This is a genomic window from Actinoplanes subtropicus (assembly GCF_000721705.1).
Lineage (GTDB): Bacteria > Actinomycetota > Actinomycetes > Mycobacteriales > Micromonosporaceae > Actinoplanes > Actinoplanes subtropicus.
Window position 1 is genome coordinate 1 of record NZ_JOJL01000006.1, and the last position, 23,696, is coordinate 23,696.

Genomic DNA, 23,696 nt, shown 5'->3' on the forward strand with positions numbered 1-23,696 from the left:
GCTCAGGACTCAACGTCCAGGGGCACGAAGTGCTCACCGGCCAGCGGCTACCAACCCAGGAGTCTGCCCGAACGACCAACTCCTAGCACTCATTAGGGGCGCGGGCAGGGTGGTGAGGAGGTGCCACGATCCGCGGCGCGAGCGGCGGCAGCGACGGTGACCACAAGCCTCGGCCGGCCGGCCCGAGTTGCAGCTCAGCCCGGATGCGGGCGGCACAGGGCCGGGACGGCAGCCAGGTCGCCCGGAGAGGCGGGGGCCTGGCTGACCGCGTACGGTATCGGGAATTTGATCTGGCCTTTGAGGTCAGACCGGAGCCGTGTCGTACTCGCCGATCAACTCGGCGGGGAGGCGCTCCAGGTCCGTCGCCCGCATGAAGTCCCCAAGGTTGGTGCCCGTGCACTCCGAGTCCACATTCGCGGCGCCCTCGTGGGACTCGACATCCTTCCGGTTCACCACCCGGAAATCGATCGAGAAGCGGGTGCGGCCGGACGTGTTCGGGACGGTCGTGTGCAGCTGGGCCCCGGAGAAGATCAGGATGCCGCCGGGCGGGGCGATGACGCGGATGTCCGGCGTACGCTCGATCTCCTGCTCGGCCTCCGGCTGCTTGCGGGTCTCCATGTCGACCTGCTGGGCCGCCGCGGTGCGGCCGAAGGCCACCCACTCCGCGTAGTTGTAGTCGCGCGAGCTGTTCTTCACGCCCTCGGTGAAGTACCGCGGGTGGAAGGCCATCGCGTTGTCCTCGGCGATGTCGTACACCGGGATCCAGAAGTTGATCTGGGAGAACGGCGCCGAGAACCAGGTGTCGCGGTGCGACTCGAACTGCAGGGTCAGGCCGGCGTTCAGGTATTCGCTGGTCATCGTGCGCAGGCGGGGCACATCGAGGTAGGCCTGCGAAGTGTCGATGCCGAGGTCGGCGAGGATGCCGGCGACCAGTTCCTTGCTGCGCTTGTGGTTGATGAAGGTCGGCTTGAGGTCGGCGAGCACGTCGACGTACGCCTGCTTCTCCATGTGGTGCTGGGCGTCCGGCGGGAAATGCGGGGCCAGCGCCGTCTCGGCCATCTCCCGGGCGAAGGCGACCAGCTCGAGCGAGTGCGCGGTCGGCGAGTAGACGAACAGGTCGCCGCCGAACAGCTTCTGCCGCCGTTCGTCGTCCGGCATGGTCGAGTCGTAGTAGAGAACGGTCACGGGGTGCTCCTCAGGATCCAATCTTCAGCGAAGCTTTGCTGCAGTCGAAGGCCTCGGCGTACCGCGACCGGCACTCCATGCCGCGCAGCCGCGCGAGGCCCAGGAACACCTCGTCGTCCCACCAGTCCCGGGCCTTCTGGGACGGGAACGACTCGTGCAGCAACTCGACCTTGCGCCGGGCGACATCGTCGGCCAGCGGGACGTACAGGTTGCGGCGAGCCAGGTCGCCGTCCCACTTCGGGATCTCGTAGTGCAGGACGAGCTGGTCGCGAAAGACCGTCGGGGTCTGTTCGGCGAGCAGCCGGTGGTCCTGGTGCGCGTCGTTCGGCGCCGGGCAGATCACCAGGTCGGGCTGGAGAACGCCGGCCGCCTCGTGCAGGATCTCCTTCACCGCGTTCCAGTGCGCCGGCAGGCGGCCGTCCGGGAGGGTGTGCAGCGCGAAGGAGAGCTCGGCTCCGGGCAGGAAGGCGGCCGCGGCCGCACGGGCCTCGGCCTGCCGGTCCGGCGAACCGGAACAAAGAACATAGTGCACGCGTACGCCGGGGGTCTGCGCGGCCAGCGACAGCAGGAAGCCGCCGGCCGCGATCTCGATGTCGTCGGGGTGGGCACCCACCGCGACCAGCGACCGGACCCCGGTCAGGGACAGGCTGAGCATCGGCCTACCCGGCGAGGGCGGGGTCGGCCGCGGTCGGCTGCTTCGGTACCAGTTCCGACACCGTCAGCGGCGCCTTGCCGTTGTGGTGCGGGTCCCAGAGCATCCACGGGCACTGTCCACGGTGGTACATGTCCTCGAGCTCGGCGCGGTCCTTGAAGGTGTCCGCGGCCCGCCAGAAGCCCTCGTAGCGCTGGGCGAGCAGCCGGCGCCGCGGGATCAGCCGGTCGAAGGCGTGCGGCACCATGTCCTCGCCCGGGCGCAGCTCGTCGAAGATGCCGGGGCGCATCACGAAGTAGCCGCCGTTCTCGTACTGCATCAGCTCGGTCACCGCGCGGACGCCGGTCACCTCGCCGTTCTCCGCGATCTCGACCACGTGGTGGGTGGAGACCGGCGGGACGGCCAGCATGCTGGCGACCGCGTCGGGCGACTGCTCGAACCGCTCGATCAGCTCGTCGAGCGGGGCGTCGGTCAGCGTGTCGGCGTAGTTGGCGAGGAACATCTCCTCGTCCTGCACCAGGTGCCGCACCCGCATCAGCCGCTCGCCGATCGACGAGTTGAGGCCGGTGTCGATGAACGAGATGTTCCAGTCGTCGATGTCGGTGCTGTGCAGCTCGATGCTGCGGCTGCCGCCGGCCATCGTGAAGTCGTTCGACTGGGTCTCGTCGTAGTTGATGAAGTAGTCCTTGACCGCGGCCGCGCCGTAGCCGAGGCACAGCACGAAGTCCTTGTGGCCGAAGTGCGCGTAGTAGCGCATCACGTGCCACAGCAGCGGACGGTCGCCGATCATGTTCATCGGCTTGGGCGCGCTGGTCGGCCCCTCGCGCATGCGCATGCCGAGGCCGCCGCAGAACAGCACCACCTTCATGGTCACACCACCTCGAGGGTCGGGATGGGGAACACCAGCCGGCCGCCCCATTCGCGTACGTAGGCCAGTTGCTCGGTGATCTCGGTCCGCAGGTTCCAGGGCAGTACCAGGACGTAGTCGGGCTTGGTCTCGGCGATCTTGTCGGGGTGGTGGATCGGGATGTGCGTGCCCGGCAGGAACCAGCCCTGCTTGTGCGGGCTGCGGTCCACCGTGTACGCCAGCAGGTCGGTCCGGATGCCGCAGTGGTTCAGCAGCGTGTTGCCCTTGCCCGGGGCGCCGTAGCCGACCACGGTCTTGCCCTCGGCCCGCGCCTTCATCAGGAAGCTCAACAGGTCGCGCTTGATGCCGAAGACGGCCTCGGCGAAGCCGGCGTGGCCCGCCAGCGTGTGCAGGCCGGCCTCTTCCTCGGCGGCGAGCACGGCCTTCACGTTCGGCGAGGGCTCCCCCGCCGCCTCCGCCGGGCGGGCGTGCACGCGCAGCGAGCCACCGTGCGTGCTCAGCTCGTCGACGTCGACCACGGTGAGGCCGGCGGTGGCGAGCGCGCGGGACGCGGTGAGCAGCGAGAGGTACTGGTAGTGCTCGTGGTAGATGGTGTCGTACTGGTTGCGCTCGATCAGGCGCAGCAGGTGCGGGAACTCCAGCGTCACCAGGCCGGTCGGCTTCACCAGGGCGGCCAGGCCGGCGCTGAAGCCGACGATGTCCGGCACGTGCGCATACACGTTGTTGCCGGCGACCAGGTCGGCCTTGCCGTACTTGGCGGCCACCGCCGCGCCGGTCTCCGGGCCCAGGAACTCGACCTCGGTGCGGATGCCCTTCTCCCGGGCCACCTCGGCGATGTTCGCGGCCGGCTCGACGCCGACCACCGGGATGCCGGCGGCGACGAAGTGCTGGAGCAGGTAGCCGTCGTTGCTGGCCACCTCGGCGACGAGCGAGTCCGGGCCCAGGCCCAGCCGCTCGGTCATGTCCTCGGCATACCGCCGCGCGTGCTCGACCCAGGAGGTCGAGTACGACGAGAAGTACAGGTAGTCGGAGAAGATGTCCTCCCCGGCCACGTACGCCGCCAGCTGGACGAGCAGGCACTCGGAGCAGATCCGAACGTGCAGGGGGTAGAACGTCTCGGGTCCGTCGGTCTTGCCGGCCGGGACATAGCTCTCGCACAACGGCGACATGCCCAGGTCGACAAAAGTCTCGGTCAGGTTAGCTCCGCACAGACGGCAGGCAACCGCGGTCATCAGACTCCCTCATCTCACGGGTTCGCCCGCCAAACTTATTGGCGCGGCGATGCCCGTGGATCGCAGCTGCAAGCAACCCGACAACGGCCGCCCCGGCTGCGATCCGACACCAGAAAACGCTTACGCCGCAAGGCGCAGACTCAGAATATGGTCGGGGGTGGTACCGGTCTGTCGGGTGTTCAGGCGGTCACTTCGGCTTATTGCCGTTCTCCCCGCCCACCCACTTGGGCTGCAAGACCACCCGAACGTCCGAGGACTCGTTCCCCTTGTTGTTGTTGGGGTCCGCGGGGTTCGGCTTGCGGTCGTCGCCGTTGGCGGGGGCCTGCCCGTTTGTCGGGGTCTGGGCGTTCGCCGACCGGTACGTGCCTGCGGAGGCGGGCCGTGCCGGTTTGACCGGAGGCTTCTCGACCGGCGGGTTCCGCTTGATGATGATCGCGGTGCGCTCGACCGACTCGGGCATCGGCTCACGCATGGCCGGCACCTCGCGGCCGTTGCGCTTGTTGCCCATCAGCGTGATCAGGCGGGTGTCGTCCATCGAGCCCTTGTCGGCGCCGTTGACGCCGGCCTTCTTCGGGTCGTCGCCGGCCCCGGCCACCGCGCCGTTCGCAAGCTCCTGCTGCTTGCGGGCGCGGCGGCGCATGATGGCGTCGAACCCGACCGTGCCGCCGGCGGTCAGCACCAGGCCGGCCGCGCCGACCGCGATGACGGCCCGCTTCATCTTGCTGTTCGACGGCGCCACGTTCGCCCCGCGGTCGAGCCGCTGGGTGGTGATCAGGTCGGCGTCGGTGGCGCCGGAGGAGCGCTGCAGCGCGTCGGCCGACGACTTCATCCGGTTGATGATGAGGTCGGTGGTGGTCCGCGCGTCGTCCGCCGTCGTGCCGACCACCTCGACCGTGATGATCGGGTTCGGGTACGTCAGGGTCAGCGTGAAGTTGTCGGTGTGTTTACCGGCCTTCAGCGAGTCGAGGAAGCCCTGGTCCTGCGTCGCGTAGATGACCGCCTGGCCCAGCGTGTTGGTGCCCAGCTGGTTCCAGGGGTTACGCGCCGCGGCGTTGGCCGCGTTGTCGGTGCCGGTCACCTTCGCCGGGACGAACTGGACGTAGGACGTCATCTTGTAGTCCGGTTTGGCGGTCAACGCGACGTAGGCCGTCGCCCCGATGGAGAGCAGCAGCAGCGGCAGAGCGATCTTCCACCGGCGAAAGATGAGCACAGTGAGGTCCCAAAAGTCCAATTCAAATCTCTCTTCCGGGATCGGTTCACCTTGCCGCGACGGCTGCGGGTCTGCACCCAGATGCTAGCCACCGTCTTCGGAGGATCCATCGGCCACCGGTATCGAGAATACGACCCGAAACAAGGTGCGTAAGCCCCGTGTTGTGACGGGAGGTGATCTTTCCGGGCAGCTTTGATGATCGGCACCGGTGCGTGGGCACAGTGTGCGGGCCGTACGGGTGAACCGTGGGTGGTTCTAACGGTTACGACCGGGGGTCGGCCGGGCGATTCGGGCGTGCGGAAGTCCATCGCGGCGGACCCCGATGTCGGATATCCGACATGCCATCGCTGTGCTCCACGGTCAGGCCGCGGTCGCTTCGGCGGGCTCCGGTTGCGGATTTGCCGCGGGCGAGCCGGCCAGCCGGGCCATCATCGGCACCTCGACGACGCGGTAGAGCGCCCACGAGGCCACCAGCGACAGCCCCAGCATGAGCAGGCCGACCACCAGCGGGTGCGCATGCGACCACAGCCAGTCGCCGGCCGCCCGGTCGACGAAGCGGATGGCCAGCTGGTGCACGAGGTAGAAGGCGAAGGAGACCTCGCCCAGCCGGATCAGCGCCCGGCTGCGCAGGATCGAGCGGGCGCCGCGCAGGTCGGCGGCCGCCACCGCGGGGATGAGCAGGGCGAGCGGGACAACCGTGCCGGCCACGTAGGAGAAACCGTCCGGCAGGTAACCCGAGGCGAAGTAGCCGGCCAGGGCCAGCGCCGCCGCGGGCAGCACGCCCAGCCGGATCCAGCGACCCGCCCGCACGATCCGGGCCAGCAAAATCCCGATCAAGAACTCCAGCAGGCGTACGGGCGGGAACACGTACACGAACCAGTAGCGAAGGTCGCCCGGCAGCGCGAGAGCCACCACCGGCATCAGGCACACGGCCGCGAGCACCGCCCCGGTGGCCGCCCACAGCCGGCGCCCGGGCAACCGGTCGACGGCGAGCAGCAGCAGCGGGAAGCACAGGTAGAAGAAGGCCTCGCAGGAGAGCGACCAGCTGGGCGTGTTGAGTCCGAAGTACACCTTCTGATCGGGCACCCAGGCCTGCAGCAGCAGGAGGTTGCTGACCACGACCCCGGCACTCAGCGCGGCGCCGGTGATCAGGACGACACCGAGAGCGACGACCGCGCCGGCGAAGTGGTTCGGATAGACCTTCGCCGCCCGCCGCCGCCAGAACCGGCGCATCGTCTGCCCCGGCCGCGCCGACCAGCAGAGCACGAAGCCGCTGAGGATGAAGAAGAAGGACACTCCCGTGGCGCCCTGCCGGAAGATCCAGTGCGCCGCCGGTGGCATCCCGTGCGCGGCGGCCGCCGGATCGGCGACCGCCACATGGAACCCGAACACCGCGAACGCCGCGAGAAATCGCAGCCCGGTCAGCGACGGCAGGCGCCGGTCACCTTGTGTTTCGGCCATCCGCCGAGTCGTTCCTTCCCGTTCGTCACCCGAGGGCGGGCTTGGGAAAGTTACCGAGCCTCCGGTGCCGAACGCCAGATGGAACCGGGAAGTCCGGCAGAAGCCGCGATGGCGATTCGGTACGTTCGGCCCCACCGCCGGTCAACCTTCGGCCAACGAGTCGGATTCGCTACATCCCAGCCGCGGAGGGCCCGCTATCGTCCGGCGCCGAAGCTACGTACCGTGCTTGACGAATCGACCTATCGTGATGGACCGATGTCAGCACGAACGAACGGCCGGCGATGCCCCGACCCCACCACGGCGGCGGCCCCGAACCGCCACCCCACCGCCCCGGCGGCGGAAGCGACCCGCCCGACGAACCGCCGCGCCACCACACCCCCACGGCCGCCGACGTCGGCGGCGTGGCCGGCGCCGAGCGGGCCGTGGCCCAGACCTTCGAACGCGGCCGCCCCGCCGCCGACGCAGGCACGGGCCCGGTCAGCGGGTCGCCGTCCACAGGCAGGCCACCCACCCCCGACGACCTCGAACTGCGCCGCTGGGAAGAGGGCTATGACAACCTGGGCGACGAGCCACCGAAGTTCGACGTCGCGCTCAACGACGCCGCGCATCGTGCCGACGATGCGCACACCGTCGACCGTCACGGTCCCGACGTGCCGCTCCGGAGAGACCCGACCATGAGGACCATTGAAGGCCGCATCTACGGCGACACCGGCTGGGCGAGACCGATGAACGCGTCGTTCCGGTGGACCGACCATTCGACCATGAATCGGACTGTCAACGACTATGTCCGAGCGCATTGGGAACAGATCCGGAACAATCTGGCGACGGACGGCGTCCACCAGGCGACGTTCGACGCGGGTCACCGGATCGGTGAAGGGTTCGTCAACACGGGCATGGGCGGCGCCGGACCGCGCCGGGCGCAGTACATGACCACCAGCGTCGTGCGGATACTCATCGCGATCGCGCCCGGAACCGATCCGCCTGAGCCGTTCATCGTGACCGCTTTTCCCGCCGGGCTAGGGTGATCCTCGTGGACTACTCGCGCCTCCCCGAGTCCGCGCGGAGGAACGTCGAAGAACTCGCGGCGGAGCCCCCGCTAGAGACCGTTCGCCTCTTTCTCGGCGTCCAGTTCGGGGACTCCGAGAGCTTCGACGAGGTTCGCTCGCGTCTCACCGTGCTGGCGGGCACCAACATCCGGTTCCATCAGCGGGAGTTGCATGCGCTCGAGGCTGTCATCGCCGATCCGCCGACCGAGCCGGGCGCGCTGGCCCGCCTGGTCGCGTGGGATGCGAACTGGGTGCTCGACGACGAGTCGGACCCGGCAGCGCTCGCGTTTCTCCGCGAGGTGGCGCAGATGCTGCGCGAAGTCATCGAGGCGGCGCCGGCTAGCGCGGAGCGGTGGCGTGAGTGGCCGCCCTCGGGGCTGTAGGAACGAGGGCGACCGGCCCCGGCAGCGCGGGGTTAGGCTGCGGCATGGCCACCGTCCGGGTCTCGCTGACGGCGGTTCTCGTGTTGTCCGGGTGCGCGGGCCACGGATCCGCCTCGGCCCCGAACGGCGCGGTGCACGGCGCCATCGTCCAGGTGGGCGGGCCGGCCGGGGCCGAGCCCGGCCACCCGGCCGGCACCGTTGTCGTGACCCGCGGTGGCTTTCCGGTCGCCCGGCAGCAGGTGGCCGAGGGCGGCGAATTCCGGTTCACGCTGAGCGCCGGCACCTACCGCCTGACCGTCCAGGACGTGGACGGCGGCTGCACCCCTGCCGCTGTGAACGTCCCTGACGGCGCCAGCGACCAGGCGATCGAGCTGACCTGCCAGCGCAAATGACCTCGCGCTCGCACCGTGATCAGAGTCGCGGCCTGGACACCGGGGACAAGGTCGCGTCCATTGTCGGTGGTGCGGCGCCGCCGGGCTACCCCGACGCCGGGTCGGGCTGGGGTTGCGGGAGCCGGGGCGGGTGCTCAGTCCTCCTTGCGCCAGCGCGACTTGATCGCGTTCTGGATCGGGGCGGTCAGGAACAGCAGCAGGAACGCCCAGAAGTTGATCCGCTCGGCGAAGACCGAGCCGATGATCGTGGCGACGACCTCGGCGACGAACGCGCCGCCCGAGGCGAGGACCTGCTCGCGCCGCACCGGTGTGCCGTCGCCGGCCAGGTCCGGGTGGCTGCGGCCGTGCCAGCCCAGCATCAGCAGCGAGCCGCTCGCCACGCACAGCGCGCCGCCGTAGAGGGCGACGCTGCCGTGCGACGGCGGGTAGGCCGTGATCAGCGCGGTCGGGATCGGCAGCAGCACGATCGCGAAGGTCCAGACCATGCTCCACCGCACCACCCCGCTGTCCAGCCGGGCGATGTGCCGGAACAGCTCGTGATTCGCCCACCACAGCCGGAAGATCACGGCGAAGCTGAGCACGAACGCCCCGAACTGGCCGAGGTGGTCGTGGACGAAGTCGCCGAAGCTCACCCCCTCGCTGCCCTTCGACGCGACCTCCGACACGCTTTCCATGAGCGGCAGGATCAGCAGGGTGATCGCGATCGCGGCCACGGCGTCGGTGAAGACGACCAGCCGCTCCGCCGACGCGGAGAGCGCCTTCTCCGTGGGAGTCTCAGTCACCGCGACATTATGGTGGGCGCATGGAGAAGCGGGTGCGGGGGTCTCTGAACCAGGAGGAGATCGTTACGGTCGCCCTCGAGATCGCGGAGGCCGAGGGGGCGGACGCGCTGACCTTCCGCCGGCTCGGCCAGGCGCTCGGGGTGGCGCCGACCGCCGTGCTGCGGCATTTCCGGGACAAGGACGACCTGCTGCTGGCGCTCGGCGCGCGGCTGCTCGAGGACGCGTTCGCGCAGGTCGACGACGACGAGCCGGATTGGCGGGAGCGGCTGCTGGCGATGGCCCGGGCCACCCGCCGGTCGTTCGAGGCGCACCCCCGGGTCGCATTGCTGGTGGCCAACCGGACGCTGCGCCGGGAGGCCGAGTTCCGGGCCGCCGACCTGACGATCGGCGCGATCCAGCAGGCCGGGCTCAGCGGGCGGGAGGCGGCGAGCGTCTACCGCGCGGTGGCCGACACCATCCTGGCCTGGACGGCGTTCGCGGCGGCGTCCCGGGCGGTCGCGCCGGAGCTGATGGAGCGGGACGGGCTGGCCTGGAGCCGGGAGTACCTGGTGCTGCCGGCCGGCAAGTACCCGCACATCCGGTCGGTCGCCGGGATGCTCGCCGAGGTGGACCGGGAGGACCAGTTCGAGCTCGCGATCAACCTCCTGCTGGACGCGGTCGCGGCGCGCGGGGCGGCCGCGACCGGGCACTGAGGTAAGGCCGGCGCCGCCAGTTGGCGGCGCCGGCCGGGGAACCGTCAGGGTTTCGGGCTCCAGGGTGCGGCGACCAGCCAGCTGGAGTCGTCCGCCCACGACGTAGCGGTGTCCCAGGCGTTGGTCCCGCCGTTGCTGGCCAGGTAGACGGTGTTCTGGAAGGCGCGCAGGAACCGGCCCGGGAAGTTCACCGACTGGAACGACGTGCCCTGGCCGCTGTTGCCGGCCTGCGGGCAGAACGTCGCGTCCTGCTGGAACAGCGTGCTGCCGTCGTTGGGCTGCAGGTGCAGCTGGAAGTTCTGGTGCCGCAGGTAGCTGCCGGGCTTGTTGACCGACTCGAAGGACACGCAGGAGGCGTCGGCCAGGCCGGCCGTCTCCACGAAGGTGGCGTCCTTCTTGTCGGTCGCCGGGCTGCCGGCCGCGACCGGCGCGGTCACCACGAGGTCGTCGGCGTCGTCGTGCTTGACGTAGTTGCCGGTCTGGCCGGCGGTGGTCGCCTGGAGGGACACCCACGGGCCCGGGTCGAGCGCGAAGAGGTTCGCCGCGCCCGGCGTCGGCTTCGAGACGATGAAGTCGGCGCAGTTGCTGTCGGTGTCGGCGCCGTCCGGGAACCGGCTCGCGCTCTTGCCGTCGCCGGCGCCGAGGGCCGGGGTGGCCACGACGCAGCCGGATCCGGTGCCGCTCTGGTCGCCCTCGGCGGCCCACGGGTCGACGATCAGCCCGTAGTTCAAGCTGTCGGCGACCAGCCCCTGAGCGTCCCGCAGCACCATGCTGCCGGCGCTGGTGGAGAGGGCGGGCCCGCCGAACCACTGGTTCGGCGCCGGCGTTCCCTGGTAGCCGGCGGTGGTCACCGCGGCGTCGGCGACCGTCGCGTTGATCGGGTGCCGGTGGGCCAGCGGGTGGTTCAGCACGATTCCGCTGCCCAGCGCCTGGACCGGCTCGTTGCTGGAGTGCGCGAAGCGGGTCGCCGGGGTGAACGTCAGGCCGGTGCCGCGGTCGCTGAACGGCAGGTTGGACGAGTGGGCGATGGTCAGCGGGGCGGTGAGGCCCAGGCCGGTGCCGTTGGCGCCGGCGGTGCCGACCGTGGCGACGGTGACGGTCTCGACCCGCGACCCGATGTCCAGCCGGATGGTGTCGCCGGCCGAGATGGTGCTGGTCGAGGTGACCTTCAGGGTGGTGGCGCCGACCGCGGCCGGGGCCGCCAGCCGGGCCTGGGTGCCAGGCTGGCCGATCGCGGTGACCGTGGCGACCTCGAGCCTGTCGCCGTAGCCGAGGGCCACCCGCTGGCCGACGTGGAAGCCGGCCGTGCTCGTCACCGGGACGGTGGTCGAGTGGGCGGGCACCGTGATGATCGGGCCGTCCGGCAGGGGCTGCCAGAGCGGCGTGGGCGCGCCGGCCGCCGAGCCGGGGCTGACGATCGTCGCGGCGCGGCCGTTGCCGGACGAGTCGGTCGCCGTACGGCCGGTGGTTTCGTCGAATTTGTAGTCGGCGACGTTGCCGGCGCCGGCCGTGCCACCGGCGAGGGCGGCGATCTCGGTGGCGGACAGCGCCCGGTTGTAGATGTTGAAGTCGTCGACCGTCGCGTTGAGGTACGGGTCCGGGTACTGCGAACGGCCGATCCAGTTCTGGTTGGTGTTCCCCAGCGCGGACGGCTTCAGCGTCATGTTCGTGTTGCTCGCCACCGCCGTGCCGTTGAGGTAGAGCGTCCCGGTCGTGCCGGAGAGCGTGACCGCGACGTGCGACCAGGTGTTCAGCGGCAGCTGGCCACCGCCGGTCAGCTGCTGCTCGACGCCGTTGCCGCCGCCGGTGATGGCGAAGCGCAGCCCGTTGCCGCCGCCGTTGACGGTCAGGAACATGTTGACGGAGGTGCCGGTGCCGAAGTCGAAGATGCGCGCCCAGGTGTCGTCCGAGGACGGGTTCACCCAGGCCGAGATGGTGTAGTCGGAGAGCGCGCTGACGATGCCGGTGGGCAGGGCGACGTACTCGTCGGCGCCGTTGAGCTTCACGGCGTTGCCGAGCCTCCCGGCGACCCGCGGCCCGGAGGCCCCGCCCGCCGGGATGTCGGCGATGGTCGCCTTCTCGGGCCGGCCGCCGGCGTCGATGACGACCTGGTCGCCGACGTTCATGCCGGTGGTGTTGGTGACGTTGAGCGTGGTGTCGCCCGCCTTCGCCGGGGCGGCGAGACCGGCGGCGGAGAGGCCGAGCAGGTACTGCCCGTGTGCGGCGATCCGGGTGCCGGCCGGGATCCGGATCACGGAGTTGACGGCCTGCTGGGTCGGTCGCTGGGTGAGCGTCCAGCCGGAGACGTCCACCGTCCGGGAGCCGGCGTTGTAGAGCTCGATGTACGAGTTCGTGGGGTCGTCGCTCGTGCCGATGCGGAATTCATTGATCTTGATGGGGTTGGTGTTGCGGACCTTCTCGATCGTCGAGGCCACCTCGCGGCCGTGGCCGGTCGGGTTGCGCCACTCGGCCTGGCCGGTCAGGTCGCCGTCGAAGGCCCGCACCCCCGAGGTGACGGTGAAGGTGGCGCTCACGCTCGCGCCGGGCGCGACCGAGGCGAACCGCGACGCGCCGGCCGCCTTGACCTTCCACCCCCACGGCGCCGACACGCTCAGCGCGACGTCGGCCGCGGTCGCGCCGGTGGTGTTCGTGTACGTCTCGGTGACGGCCTGGCTCTCCCCCGGCGCGAACGTGCGCAGCGCCGGCGTCAGGGTCAGCGGCTGCACGGCGTACCGGGCGGCGACGATGTTGGCCTGCACCTTCTGGTCCACCGCGTCGGTCGGGTAGCCGGACGTCATCACGCCCTCGTAGAAGGTGCCCTGCGAGCCATTGCTGTTGTCGCCGCCGTTGCCCAGCACGATGGCGCCCTGCTTGCGCATCGGGTCGTAGCTCGCGTCGACGCGCTGCCCGTCGTACATCGTGGTCAGAGCCCCCTGCTGGGAGTCGCCGCCGAGGCTGGCCCAGTGGTGCGGCTCGCCCTTGGCCACCGCGGTCACGAACCGGGAGGTCACGCTCGGCAGGTTGGCGCAGAGCTTGGCGGTGCTGCCCGGGTTCACGCAGCCGACCAGGTTGTTCTCCTGGTCCGTCATGACCCAGGGACCGGCCCCGACGCCGTGGTACCAGAAGTTGGCGGAGCCGAAGTAGCTGGTCTCCATGGTGCCGTTGTCGTCGTCGCGGCTGTCCGTCTCGGCGTTGCCGTAGTCGTAGCAGCAGCCGCCGTTGTAGTGCTGGCCGTTGATGACCCAGTACATCCCCTCCGGCTGGTCGTCGACCGCGATGCCGTGGGTGTCGTTGTTGCGCAGGCCCGTCCCGGGCGCGATGAAGACGCCGTACGCCTGGTGCCCGTCGACGGTGATCGGCGCCATGTCGGCCACCGGGAGGTTGTCGGCGCCGCCCATGGCCGGGCCGCTGAACGCGCCGCGCGGCGCCTGGGTGAGGTCGTTGTGCATCGGGGACTGGTCGTAGAGCGTCGTGATCAGACAGGTCGTGCCGGCGCAGAACCGATCCTGCGCGCCCGCGTCGGCATACCCGCCACGATGCAACAGACCGATATTGCGTACGCGGTTGTCGGAGAGCCGTTTCACGGCGTAGAGCGGGCCGTCGTAGGCGGCGTACAGCGCCCGGGTCGTGCTGTGCGCGGCCACGCAGGGCGTACCCCCGGCGGCGTAGATGTCGCACGGCCGTTCGGCGGCGGCCGGGGCGGCGGCCGACGGGGTGGCGGCCTGTGCCACGGTGGCTGTTCCTAACAGACTGAGAGCTATCGCGATACCAGCGGCGAAGATCCTCATGGACCGGTCCCTTGCCTCGGCCGGCATCCCACGCGCCGGCATCAACGCCAGTCACTGTGAACGTTAACAACGCGAGTCGTCAAGAGATCGCCCGAGGATTCCCTCAGCTTCCGTCATGTGACACCGCCGTTACGGGGGCCCTCCAATGAGGGAAGACATCGAAACCTTGGAGGCCCGATGGCTCCGATTAGTCGTCGTACCGCCCTTGCCGCCGGCGCGAACTCCCTGGCCGGCCTCTCCCTGCTCCCGGCCGCCGCCCCCGGCCTCAGGGCCCTCCTGGCGGGCGACACCACCGGAGCGGTCAGCAGCGCGAACCCGGTGAACCCCCGCGTGGTCACGCATGTGACGTCGATGCAGTCCGGGCACGGCTGGGCCGTGCAGAACGCGAGCGCCAGCAACCTGAACGACACCACCACGTACGCGATGGGCACCCAGTCCGCCTCGATCACCACCCGTACCGACGGCGTCGCCACGACCCTGACCAAGACCGGGCTGTCGCTGAACATCTCCGGCACCAAGCAGCTGCGCGCGCTCGTCCGCGTGGACGGCCTCGACTATCTGACCGGCCTCAACGTGTACGTGTCGTCGGACAGCATGGTGGCCAACTTCGGCATCGTGTACATCCAGTCGGAAACGCCGGACCCGTCCGTCCGCTGGCTCAAGGACGGCGAATGGAAGTGGGTGACACTCCCCTGGCAGTCGGCCATCATCACGGGCAGCCCCGACCTCACCGCCGTCGACTCGCTGCGCATCCGGGCCACGTCGGCCAGCGGGACGACGTGCCAGGTGCGGCTGCAGGCCATGCAGGTGATCGAGCGCCGGCCGGTCGCCGCCGGCGGGATCGTGTGTTTCACGTACGACGACTCGTACGGCGCCCAGTACACGATCGCCAAACGCGACCTGGACAAGTACGGCTGGCCGGGGACGGCGTACACGATCGTGTCCAATGTCCAAGCTGGTGACGGCGGGAACACCACATACCTGACCACGGTCCAGTTGCAGCAGATGCGGCGCTGGTCGGGCTGGGAGATCGGGCCGCACGCGTACACGGCGACCAACCACAACCGGGGCATGGCCGCCGCGACCAACGCGGCGACCGGCGTCGCGTACGGCACGAACCCGCTGTCGGCCGCCGAGTTGGACACCGACATCGCGAACACCGTCCAGTGGCTGCAGGCCAACGACCTGGCGGACGGGTTTCTGGGGCACTGCTATCCGCTGGGCCGCTACAGCACCACGGTGCAGCGGCAGATGGCGCACGACGGGCTGGCCTACGCCCGCGCGATGACCAGCACGGCGAACAGCGCCGAGACGATGCCGCCGGCCGACCCGTACGCGATCCGCTGCTACACCCTCGACAACAACAGCGTGCTGGCGACGCTGCAGAGCCGGGTGGACGGCGTCGCCAACCATGGCGGCCTGCTCGTGTTCTGCTGCCACGACATCGTCACGACCCCGACGACATCCACCCAGTTCTCCATCGCGAACCACGCCGCGCTGGTCGACTACGTGGCCGGCAAAACCGGCATCCGCGTCATGACCCTCGGCGACGTCATACGGTCCGTAGCCGGCCAGTGACGCCGGGACCTGGCCTGGTTGAACCACCTGTCTCGCGGGGCCAACGGCCGCGAGCTGCGCCGCCGAATGGCGGAAATGGAGGCGGGCGAGCAGGTCCGGCATGAACTGATCGATCCTGCCGCCGAGGCCAGTGCATGAAGCTGGTTTGGCACCCGGCAGCGTGGGACGAGTACGTGACCTGGCAGTCAGCCGATCGAAAGGTCCTCAAACGGATTGACGCCCTCATAAAGGATATTCAGCGCGGTGACGACGGAGGCATCGGCAAGCCCGAGCTCCTCAAGGGCGATCTGTCCGGCTGGGCATCGCGCCGGATCACCGAAGAGCACCGGCTCGTGCACCGGGTTGTCGATACGCAGGACCAGATAGAGATTCTGTCCTGCCGCTATCACTACGGGGATCGATAGGCTGGTAGACAGAGATCAATGGAATCGAGGGAGACCTGCGATGTCCGATCTCGAGCAGTACGGCTACCGGCAGGAGCTCAGCCGCTCCCTGAGCTTCGCCGACCTCCTCATCTACGGCCTGATCTTCATGGTGCCGATCGCGCCGTTCGGCATCTTCGGCAGCGTCTACAGCGGCTCCGGCGGGATGGTGGCCCTCGCGTACGTCATCGGCATGGTCGCGATGATGTTCACCGCGCTGTCCTACGCCCAGATGGTGCGCGCGTTCCCGATGGCCGGCTCCGTCTACAGCTATGCCGGGCGGGGCATCGCGCCGCCGGTCGGGTTCCTCGCCGGGTGGGTGATCCTGCTCGACTACGTGCTGGTGCCCGGCCTGCTCTACCTGGTCGCGAGCGTGGCCATGCACTCGCTGGTGCCGGGCATCCCGGTCTGGCTGTGGCTGGTCGCGTTCGTCCTGCTCAACACGCTCGTCAACTACCTGGGCATCCAGATGACGGCGCGGGTCAACAAGCTGATGCTGATCGCCGAGTTGATCGTCCTGGCGATCTTCCTGCTGGTCGGCCTCTATGCCCTGTTCGCCGGCAAGGTCCACGTGGGAAACGCCTGGGCGCCGCTCTACAACGCCGACACCTTCCAGTGGTCGGTGGTCTTCGGCGCCGTCTCGATCGCGGTGCTGAGCTTCCTCGGGTTCGACGGCATCTCGATGCTCGCCGAGGAAAGCCGCGAGGACGCCCGCCAGATCGGCCGGGCCATGGTCGGGGCGCTGCTGCTGGCCGGCACCCTGTTCGTCGTGCAGACCTGGGTCGCCGCCCTGCTCGTACCGGATGCTCCCGGTCTTCTGAAGAACGGTGACCCGGCAGGCACCGCGTTCTACGACGCCGCCCGCGCGGCCGGGGGCGGCTGGCTCGCCAGTCTCACCGCGCTGGCCACCGCGATCGCCTGGGGCTTCGCGAACTCCCTGGTCGCGCAGGCGGCGACCAGCCGTCTGCTGTACGCGATGGCCCGCGACCGCCAGATGCCCGCCTTCCTCGCCCGGATCAACGAGAAGCACAAGGTTCCGGCCAACGCGACGCTGCTGGTCGCCGCCGTCTCGCTGGCCCTCGGGCTGTACATGGCGACCCGGGACGACGGCATCTCGCTGCTGTCGACGCTGGTCAACTTCGGCGCGATGACGGCTTTCCTGGCGCTGCACGTCGCGGTGGTGGTCCACTACGTGGTGCGGCGGCACAGCCGCGACTGGCTGCGGCACCTCGCCGTACCGGTGATCGGTTTCCTGATCCTGCTCTACGTGGTGATCAACGCGAACATCGCCGCGCAGCGGCTCGGCTTCATCTGGCTGGGCATCGGCGTGCTCGTCCTGATCTCGTTCTACGTCAGCGGCCGCCGCCCCGCGCTGGCCGGCCTTACGCCCGAGGAGCCATAGTGCTGTCGTATCAACCCGATTTTTCCGATTTGTCGTATACGTTCGGCGGGCGGTCGCCGGTCATGAGCGTCAAGCCCGGCACGGCCGTTTCGCTCTACACCGAGGACTGCTTCGGCGGCCGGGTCCGCGACGTCACCGACCTGCCCTCGGTCGTCTGCGAGTTCCCCTACCTCAACCCGGTGACCGGCCCGTTCCACATCGAGGGCGCCGAACCCGGCGACACCCTGGCCGTGCACTTCGTCTCGATCACCCCGGCCCGCGACTGGGCGGTCTCCTCGACGTTCCCGCACTTCGGGGCGCTGACCAGCACCCACACCACGGCCACCCTGCAGCCGCCGCTGGACGAGGTGGTCTGGCGCTACGACGTGGACGCCGACGCGGGCATCGTGCGCTATCACGCCCGGCGAGGCGACTTCAGCGTCGAGATGCCGCTGGACCCCATGCACGGTACGGCGGGGGTCGCCCCGGCCGCATTCGAGACCCGCATGACGATCGTCCCCGACGTGCACGGCGGCAACCTGGACACCCCCGAGCTGCGCGCCGGCGTGACCGCGTACTTCGGGGTGAACGTGCCCGGCGCACTCTTCGCCCTCGGCGACGGCCACTGCCGGCAGGGCGACGGCGAGGTCTGCGGCACCGGCATCGAGGCCGCGATGAACACGGTCGTGATCTTCGACGTCGTCAAGGGCGTCTTCACCCCCACGCCCCGCTTCGAGACCGACGACGCGCTGATGTCGGCCGGCTCGGCCCGCCCGCTGGAGGACGCGTACCGGATGAGCCAGCACGACCTGGTCACCTGGACCGCCGCCCTGACCGGCCTGGACCAACTGGACGCGTACCAGCTGGTCAGCCAGGCCGGCACCGCGCCGGTCGGGAACGTCTGCGACCCGAACTACACGATGCTCGCCAAGCTGGCGAAGAAATACCTGGGCACTGCGACCGCGTACGAGGGAACGCACGCCCGCCTCCGGAATTTCGGCAGCTGACACTGACGGAAACAACGCATGGCGCAGCCCCGGGGGGCCCGTGCCAGACCGCGAAGGCACGGTGCGGGTGTCGTGGCCGGGCTGTGTTTCGCGCGCCGTCGCTGCCGACCCGGGTGCGGTCAGCTTCGCAGGTAAGTCAGGACGGCGAGTACCCGGCGGTGGCCGTCGGCCTCGGGCAGCTCGAGTTTGGTGAAGATGTTGCCGATGTGTTTGGCCACCGCGGCGTCGCTGATTTCGAGCGTGCGGGCGATGGACGGGTTGTTGTGGCCTTCGGCCATCTGCCCGAGCACCTCCCGTTCCCGGGTGGTCAACCGGTCGAGGGGGTTGGTCGTGCGTCGGCGGTTCAGCAACTGCCGTACCACGTCGGGGTCGATGACGGTCTCGCCGGCCGCGACCCGCGACACCGCGTCGGAGAAGTCGGCGACCTCGCCGATGCGGTCCTTGAGCAGGTAGCCGACTCCGGCCCGGCCGGACGGGCCGAGCAGTTCAGCGGCGTACGCGGTGGCCGCGTACTGCGACAGCACGAGGACCGCAGCGCTCGGGTCGCCGGCGCGTAGGGTCACCGCGGCGCGCAGTCCTTCGTCGGTGAAACCGGGCGGCATGCGGACATCGGTGATGACCAGGTCGGGTCGGTGCTCTCGGGCGGCCGCGATCATCGAGTCGCCGTCGCCGACCGCCGCCACCACGGTGTGGCCCAGTCCTTCGAGCAGGCTGACGAGTCCGGCCCGCATGAGGGTGGCGTCTTCGGCAAGCACTATTCGTAGCGACACGGCAGGCCGATCCGCACTGTGGTGGGTCCTCCTCGTGGGCTGCTGATCTCCAGGGTGCCGGCCACGACGGCCACTCGGTCGGCCAGCCCCCGCATGCCCGTACCCAGTGACGGTTCGGCGCCGCCCCTGCCGTCATCGACGATCGTCAGCGCCAGCCGTTGCTCAGCGAGTCTGCCACTGATCTGGATACGAGTGGCTGCCGCGTGTCGTACCGCGTTGGTCAGGGCCTCCGAGACCACGAAGTAGGCGGTGGACTCGATCTCGGCCGGCAGCCGGCCGGGCAGGTCGAGGTCGGCCTCGACCGGAATCGGGCACCGTTCGGCGAGTTCGCGTACCGCCTCGGCCAGCCCGAGATCGGTGAGGATCTGAGGATGGATGCCGCGGATCTGGTCCCGGAGGGTCGTGAGTGCCAGCCGGGCCTGCTCGTGTGCCTCGCCGACGAGTTCGCCGGCGCGTCCGCCCGCGTCGGCCAGATGCCGCTCGGCCAGGCCCAGCTTCATCGTCAGGAGGACCAGGTGTTGCTGCGCGCCGTCGTGCAGGTCCCGCTCGATCCGACGGCGTTCGGCCTCGAACGCGTTGACCAACCGGCTGCGCGACCGGGCCAGCTCCTCGACCTGGCGGTTCAGCTCGGTGCCGGTGGGCGCGAGCAGCCACTTGGCGAAGGCGGCCTGGGCACCGCCGAGCACGCTGATGCCGTACAGGGTGACCACCGTCGCGGGCGCCCCGGCCAGACCGGCGACGGCGCATGCCTGCCCGACGGTCTCGACCGTCCAGGTGCCCACCGCGAAGCGGACGTCCGCGCCCGACCCGACCAACAGCGGCAGCGCCACCACCACGAGGCAGATGAACAGGACGAGCACCGCGGCGAGGTCGAGGAGCGCAAGCACCGACAGCAGGCACGCGCAATAACCGAGTTCGCGCCAGGTGGCAGCCTCGGTCACCCGCCGCCGCACCCACGCCCAGCCGCTCGGAGGCGCGGGAGCGTGCGGGTCGCGGACCACCACCGGCTCCAGGAACCCGAGCCGGAGGCGCTCCAGCGTCCCGATCGGTATGCCGACGAGCAGCAGCAGCGGCGGAAACAGCAGCAGCGGCAAAACGGCCAGCCAGATGATCGAGATGACCGCCACGCTACTGACCACATAGGCCAGGCTGCGCCATGGCCATCGCGACAGGACGAATCGGACGGGGTTGCCCGCCATCGCCCGCCACACGCTCGTCGCCACGGTCACGACCCTACGACGCGAGCGGTGTCAGCCCGCACCGATGATGCCGAGCAGCGAGGTGGCGGGCTCCAGCGCCGAGAGTGCACCGGCCACTGCCATGAGCAGCAGCAGACATGCGGTCAGGGCCGTGATGACACCGTGTGTGCTGTGCATGAATCTGACCCGGGTGGCGCTCGGGTCGCCGGCGATACGCCGCTTCCAGAAATAGGCGCTCGCCAGGCCGGCTGCCACCATCAGCGTGGCGAAAATCGCCGCCGTGACCCAGTAATATCGCTCGACCTCGCCGAGCAGCACCGTCAGCGCAGGGGAACCGGCGTGCGGGCCGGCCGATTTCGTCAGCCCTTCGTGCATCTGACTCAAAGCCTGTGCGAGTTTTCCGTCGGCGGTTCTACCGGGTAGCACCCCGAGCAACGGGATCAGAGGTAGGGCCGTCACCTGGATGTTCACCGATAGCACCCCAATGACGAAAACCGTCGACACCGTTGCGCCTGTGGCGATCGCCGCGTACCAGGGCCGGCCACGCAGGTATCTCTGCCACAGCCCGGCGCTGAGCAGGGCCAGGACGATGACCAACGACGCGCTGATTGCCACCTTGATCGCATGCCATTCGAACCAGTAGCCGACCAGCGCTGTCAGACTGGCGGGGAGCGCCCGGGATCCGCTTTGCCAATATTCGACGAGAGCGCGCCCGAGGGCGTCCTGCAGTTTCGCCATATTGTAAGCCCCGATGGCTGGCATCGGGAGGGCCCTGGGGGCGGGCTCGAATGCTGCCGCCAAAGCCGCGCCGGCCGCCAGCAGCAACCCGATCACGGACTTCGAATGCAGCCGAACAGTTTTGCGGTCGGCATCCGGTGTTGGTTCGGCGGCATCAGTTGTCGTGATCGGTCGAAATCGCATGGGACGACGGTAAAGAAGGGCCGCTCCGAGCGCGATGGTGCAGGAGATAGCACAACCGGGTGAGGCTGCCCTACCCGTGCGGTAGAGCTGGCTCTACCTCAGGGCGGTCAGGCGGCGGCGAGTGCCGCCCGGTTGCGGCCGTCGTGTTTGGCCTCGTAGAGCGCCGCGTCCGCGCGGGCGAAGAGCGCGTCGGACGATTCCTGGCCGTCCCAGACGGCGACGCCCGCGGAGAAGGTCTGTGCCGACGGCGTCAGCGGTCGCAGCCGGTCCAGCAGCTCGACCGCGTGCTCGCCGTCGCCGTTCGGCAGGAGCAGCGCGAACTCCTCGCCGCCGTAGCGGGCCAGCAGGTCGCTGCGGCGCAGCCCGCTCGCCCAGGCCGCGGCGGCCTCCTTCAGCAGCCGGTCGCCGGCCTGGTGCCCGTGCTCGTCGTTGTACCGCTTGAAAAAGTCGAGATCCAGCACCGCGAGGACCAGCGAGCTCCCGTCGCGCCGCGCGTGGTCCAGCGCCAGCGGCAGCGCGAGCTCCCACGCCCGCCGGTTGGCCAGGCCGGTCAGCGCGTCGCGCTGGGCCAGCTCGGTCAGTTCCGCCGCCTGCCGCTCCAGCACCGACGACTGCCGTTCGACCTGCCGGATCAGCACCGCCATCCGGGCCACCACGAGCAGGAACATCCCCACGCAGCCGACCACGATCGCCGGGGCGTCGGTCACGTGGTTGTCGGCCTGCCTCGCCTGCGCCGCGAGCAACAGCGGCGCGATCATCGTGGCCGTGGTGAGCAGGGTCAGCCGCCACCGCGAGAAGCGCCGGTCGGCCAGCCGCACCGGCGCGGCCAGGTCGCAGATCCCGGGATGCAGGCCGGCCGCGCCGTACAGACCGAAGGCGAACAGGTAGCCGGCGTCCATCAGGTGGCTGGCGAACGTGCCGGCCTCGAACTCGAAGTGGTCGGTGAGCGCCCACGCGTAGTCGGCCGCCAGGTAGCTGATCATGCCGGCGGCGAGCAGCCGGTAGGCACCGTTGCGGGCGCCACCGCCGACCAGCATGCGGGCGAGCAGCGCCAGCAACAGCAGATCGAGCACCGGATAGCCGATCGCGACCAGCTTCCCGGCGGTGGTCAGCTCGGTGGACTGGGTGACCGGCTTCATCAGGTAGACCCACGCGACGAGGGCGAACGCCCCAGCGATGATCATCGCCTCGATCACGCCCGCCGCGTCCCGCTCGGGCACCCGCCGCCGCAGCACCAGGACCAGGACCACGACCTCCAGGACGCCGCCGGTCAGATACAGCACGTCGGCCGGCGCCGGGTAGGGCGAGGAGTGCAGGTAGCGCGCGTACAGGGCGTACGTGAAGTCGCCGCACACCGTGATCAGCTGGCAGCCCGCGAACATCAGCCACAGGCCGGCCGCCGTCGGGCCGGTGCGGCGTACCCCGGTCACCATGGCCACCACCCCGGACACCGCGACCGAGTCGTAGCAGATGGTCTGGATCCAGGAGTCCGGGGTGCCGAAGTAGCCGATCACCGCGACGGTCAGCGCCGCGAGGTAGCACCCCCACAGCGGCAGGCCGGCTCGCTCTCTTCGCCCCACCACGCTATTCCAACAGACGAAATGAGCTATTTCCGGAGCAATCGAATGTCTGACGTTCCGGTCAGGGAACCAGGACGACCTTGCCGATGTTGCCGCGCTCGCCGATCCGGCGGTGCGCGGCGGCGGCCTCCGCAAACGGGTACACGCCGTCGATGCGGGGCTTGACGGCGCCCGCGCTCCACAGCTCGAGCAGGGCGGTCAGCTCCTCGTTCAGCAGATCGGGCCGGCCCCACAGGTGGCCCAGGTTGACGCCGCTGACCGTCCGGTTGCGGTTCATCATGGTGAACGGGGACAGCACCGGCACACCGCTGAACTGCCCGACCAGCCGCCGTACGCTGCGGCGCTCGCCGGCGTTGAGGTTGGCGAAGCCGTACGCGATCAGCTGCCCGACCGGCCGCAGCAGGCCGAGCCCGCGCTTCCAGTCGCGGCCGCCCAGCGGGTCCAGCACCAGGTCCACACCCTCGCCGCCGGCGAGCTCCCGCACCCGCGCCGGATAGTCCTCGGTCCGGTAGTCGATCGGGTGGGTGCACCCCTCCTCGCGCAGCACGTCATGCTTGGCGGCCGACGCCGTGCCGAAGGTGACCACCCCCGGCACGGTCCGGCACAGCTGGAGCACCGCGATGCCGACGCCGCCGGCCGCCATGTGCACCAGCACCCGCATGCCCGGTCGCAACTGCGACACCCGGAACAGCATGTGGTACGCCGTCAGATAGTTCACCGGCAGCGCGGCCCCGTCGACGAAGCTGAGGTCGTCGGGCATCGGCAGCACCCGCTCCACGGGCGCGCACACCGACTCGGCGTGGCCGCCGAACCGCACCAGCGCGAGCACCCGCTGCCCCACCTCGAGACCGGTGACCTCGGCGCCGAGGGTGTCGATCACGCCGGCCACCTCGTACCCGACGACGCACGGCGGCTTCGGCGCGTCCGGATACAGTCCCTGCCGCGCCATGACCTCCGCGAAGTTCAGCCCGGCGGCGCGAACCGCGATGCGCACCTCGCCCGCTCCGGGCTTCGGGTCGGGGCTCTCCCGTACCGCCAGAACCTCCGGTCCGCCCGCCTTGGTGATCCACACGGCACGCATCGATGCTCCGTCCCCTCAACCGAATCCGCCCATCCTGCCAAAGGCACCCGTCTACCCGGAAGGGTT

21 protein-coding genes are annotated in these 23,696 nt (G+C 69.8%); 8 read left to right on the top strand and 13 right to left on the bottom strand.

The window, feature by feature from the left end; genetic code table 11:
* Positions 1-303 precede the first annotated feature (303 nt).
* From IH26_RS0109500 to IH26_RS0109525, 6 genes are all read right to left on the bottom strand, one after another.
* Complete coding sequence (locus IH26_RS0109500) at positions 304-1,185, bottom strand: phytanoyl-CoA dioxygenase family protein (protein WP_030435766.1); 882 nt, start codon at positions 1,183-1,185, stop codon at positions 304-306.
* Positions 1,186-1,195: 10 nt separating this feature from the next.
* On the bottom strand, positions 1,196-1,840 hold the full coding sequence (locus IH26_RS0109505; protein ID WP_030435767.1) for a PIG-L deacetylase family protein: 645 nt from the start codon (positions 1,838-1,840) through the stop codon (positions 1,196-1,198).
* Positions 1,841-1,844: 4 nt separating this feature from the next.
* A complete protein-coding gene (locus IH26_RS0109510; protein ID WP_051807852.1) occupies positions 1,845-2,705 on the bottom strand; it encodes a glycosyltransferase family protein in 861 nt (286 codons plus the stop codon).
* A 2-nt stretch (positions 2,706-2,707) separates the two neighbouring features.
* The gene (locus tag IH26_RS0109515; protein ID WP_030435769.1) at positions 2,708-3,937 is read right to left on the bottom strand and encodes a class I SAM-dependent methyltransferase; all 1,230 of its coding nucleotides are present in this window, start codon (positions 3,935-3,937) and stop codon (positions 2,708-2,710) included.
* 187 nt (positions 3,938-4,124) lie between these two features.
* Positions 4,125-5,147 carry a hypothetical protein gene (locus IH26_RS0109520; RefSeq protein WP_030435770.1) on the bottom strand — a complete coding sequence of 341 codons (1,023 nt, stop codon included), beginning with the start codon at positions 5,145-5,147 and terminating at the stop codon, positions 4,125-4,127.
* 360 nt (positions 5,148-5,507) lie between these two features.
* Positions 5,508-6,608 carry an acyltransferase family protein gene (locus tag IH26_RS0109525; protein WP_030435771.1) on the bottom strand — a complete coding sequence of 367 codons (1,101 nt, stop codon included), beginning with the start codon at positions 6,606-6,608 and terminating at the stop codon, positions 5,508-5,510.
* 401 nt (positions 6,609-7,009) lie between these two features.
* Between IH26_RS0109525 and IH26_RS59650 the strand changes: the two genes are divergently transcribed.
* Genes IH26_RS59650 through IH26_RS0109540 form a run of 3 tightly spaced genes read left to right on the top strand, consistent with a single transcriptional unit; the run spans position 7,010 to position 8,429 of the window.
* Positions 7,010-7,633, top strand: a complete 624-nt coding sequence (locus tag IH26_RS59650) for a hypothetical protein (RefSeq protein WP_157437135.1) — start codon at positions 7,010-7,012, stop codon at positions 7,631-7,633.
* A gap of 5 nt (positions 7,634-7,638) precedes the next feature.
* Complete coding sequence (locus IH26_RS0109535; protein WP_084598774.1) at positions 7,639-8,037, top strand: hypothetical protein; 399 nt, start codon at positions 7,639-7,641, stop codon at positions 8,035-8,037.
* A gap of 44 nt (positions 8,038-8,081) precedes the next feature.
* Complete coding sequence (locus IH26_RS0109540; RefSeq protein ID WP_030435774.1) at positions 8,082-8,429, top strand: hypothetical protein; 348 nt, start codon at positions 8,082-8,084, stop codon at positions 8,427-8,429.
* Positions 8,430-8,563: 134 nt separating this feature from the next.
* Here IH26_RS0109540 and IH26_RS55710 read toward each other — a convergent pair whose 3' ends face one another.
* Positions 8,564-9,211: a TMEM175 family protein gene (locus IH26_RS55710; RefSeq protein ID WP_051807854.1), complete on the bottom strand. Its 648-nt coding sequence runs from the start codon at positions 9,209-9,211 to the stop codon at positions 8,564-8,566.
* Positions 9,212-9,231: 20 nt separating this feature from the next.
* On the opposite strand from IH26_RS55710, the gene IH26_RS0109550 reads away from it, so the two are divergent.
* Positions 9,232-9,903 carry a TetR/AcrR family transcriptional regulator gene (locus IH26_RS0109550; protein WP_034214453.1) on the top strand — a complete coding sequence of 224 codons (672 nt, stop codon included), beginning with the start codon at positions 9,232-9,234 and terminating at the stop codon, positions 9,901-9,903.
* A 44-nt stretch (positions 9,904-9,947) separates the two neighbouring features.
* On the opposite strand, the gene IH26_RS62760 is transcribed toward IH26_RS0109550, so the two are convergent.
* A complete protein-coding gene (locus IH26_RS62760) occupies positions 9,948-13,634 on the bottom strand; it encodes an arabinofuranosidase catalytic domain-containing protein (RefSeq protein WP_051807856.1) in 3,687 nt (1,228 codons plus the stop codon).
* A 234-nt stretch (positions 13,635-13,868) separates the two neighbouring features.
* On the opposite strand from IH26_RS62760, the gene IH26_RS0109560 reads away from it, so the two are divergent.
* The 4 genes from IH26_RS0109560 to IH26_RS0109575 all read left to right on the top strand — a co-directional run bounded on the left by IH26_RS0109560 (position 13,869) and on the right by IH26_RS0109575 (position 18,079).
* Complete coding sequence (locus IH26_RS0109560; protein WP_030435778.1) at positions 13,869-15,269, top strand: polysaccharide deacetylase family protein; 1,401 nt, start codon at positions 13,869-13,871, stop codon at positions 15,267-15,269.
* Between the two features lie 134 nt (positions 15,270-15,403).
* Entirely contained in the window at positions 15,404-15,673 is a 270-nt protein-coding gene (locus IH26_RS0109565) for a Txe/YoeB family addiction module toxin (protein ID WP_030435779.1), read from the top strand.
* 40 nt (positions 15,674-15,713) lie between these two features.
* Positions 15,714-17,093 carry an APC family permease gene (locus tag IH26_RS0109570; RefSeq protein ID WP_030435780.1) on the top strand — a complete coding sequence of 460 codons (1,380 nt, stop codon included), beginning with the start codon at positions 15,714-15,716 and terminating at the stop codon, positions 17,091-17,093.
* A gap of 62 nt (positions 17,094-17,155) precedes the next feature.
* Positions 17,156-18,079, top strand: coding sequence for an acetamidase/formamidase family protein (locus IH26_RS0109575; protein WP_211268616.1), 924 nt, complete (start codon positions 17,156-17,158; stop codon positions 18,077-18,079).
* Positions 18,080-18,198: 119 nt separating this feature from the next.
* On the opposite strand, the gene IH26_RS0109580 is transcribed toward IH26_RS0109575, so the two are convergent.
* From IH26_RS0109580 to IH26_RS0109600, 5 genes are all read right to left on the bottom strand, one after another.
* Positions 18,199-18,810: a LuxR C-terminal-related transcriptional regulator gene (locus IH26_RS0109580; RefSeq protein ID WP_051807858.1), complete on the bottom strand. Its 612-nt coding sequence runs from the start codon at positions 18,808-18,810 to the stop codon at positions 18,199-18,201.
* 23 nt (positions 18,811-18,833) lie between these two features.
* On the bottom strand, positions 18,834-20,072 hold the full coding sequence (locus tag IH26_RS0109585) for a sensor histidine kinase (RefSeq protein ID WP_211268617.1): 1,239 nt from the start codon (positions 20,070-20,072) through the stop codon (positions 18,834-18,836).
* A 27-nt stretch (positions 20,073-20,099) separates the two neighbouring features.
* Entirely contained in the window at positions 20,100-20,969 is an 870-nt protein-coding gene (locus IH26_RS0109590; RefSeq protein WP_245665074.1) for a hypothetical protein, read from the bottom strand.
* A 107-nt stretch (positions 20,970-21,076) separates the two neighbouring features.
* Positions 21,077-22,549: a GGDEF domain-containing protein gene (locus IH26_RS0109595; RefSeq protein WP_051807859.1), complete on the bottom strand. Its 1,473-nt coding sequence runs from the start codon at positions 22,547-22,549 to the stop codon at positions 21,077-21,079.
* Positions 22,550-22,610: 61 nt separating this feature from the next.
* Positions 22,611-23,630, bottom strand: coding sequence for a synaptic vesicle VAT-1 family membrane protein (locus IH26_RS0109600; protein ID WP_030435786.1), 1,020 nt, complete (start codon positions 23,628-23,630; stop codon positions 22,611-22,613).
* Positions 23,631-23,696 lie beyond the last annotated feature (66 nt).

Coding starts and splice junctions, on each gene's coding strand:
- IH26_RS0109570 (WP_030435780.1), top strand. CDS start 15,714: ATGTCCGATCTCGAGCAGTACGGCTACCGGCAGGAGCTCAGCCGCTCC.
- IH26_RS0109515 (WP_030435769.1), bottom strand. CDS start 3,937: ATGACCGCGGTTGCCTGCCGTCTGTGCGGAGCTAACCTGACCGAGACT.
- IH26_RS0109565 (WP_030435779.1), top strand. CDS start 15,404: ATGAAGCTGGTTTGGCACCCGGCAGCGTGGGACGAGTACGTGACCTGG.
- IH26_RS0109525 (WP_030435771.1), bottom strand. CDS start 6,608: ATGGCCGAAACACAAGGTGACCGGCGCCTGCCGTCGCTGACCGGGCTG.
- IH26_RS0109600 (WP_030435786.1), bottom strand. CDS start 23,630: ATGCGTGCCGTGTGGATCACCAAGGCGGGCGGACCGGAGGTTCTGGCG.
- IH26_RS0109575 (WP_211268616.1), top strand. CDS start 17,156: ATGAGCGTCAAGCCCGGCACGGCCGTTTCGCTCTACACCGAGGACTGC.
- IH26_RS0109590 (WP_245665074.1), bottom strand. CDS start 20,969: ATGCGATTTCGACCGATCACGACAACTGATGCCGCCGAACCAACACCG.
- IH26_RS0109510 (WP_051807852.1), bottom strand. CDS start 2,705: ATGAAGGTGGTGCTGTTCTGCGGCGGCCTCGGCATGCGCATGCGCGAG.
- IH26_RS0109550 (WP_034214453.1), top strand. CDS start 9,232: ATGGAGAAGCGGGTGCGGGGGTCTCTGAACCAGGAGGAGATCGTTACG.
- IH26_RS0109560 (WP_030435778.1), top strand. CDS start 13,869: ATGGCTCCGATTAGTCGTCGTACCGCCCTTGCCGCCGGCGCGAACTCC.
- IH26_RS0109540 (WP_030435774.1), top strand. CDS start 8,082: ATGGCCACCGTCCGGGTCTCGCTGACGGCGGTTCTCGTGTTGTCCGGG.
- IH26_RS0109505 (WP_030435767.1), bottom strand. CDS start 1,840: ATGCTCAGCCTGTCCCTGACCGGGGTCCGGTCGCTGGTCGCGGTGGGT.
- IH26_RS0109580 (WP_051807858.1), bottom strand. CDS start 18,810: ATGCGGGCCGGACTCGTCAGCCTGCTCGAAGGACTGGGCCACACCGTG.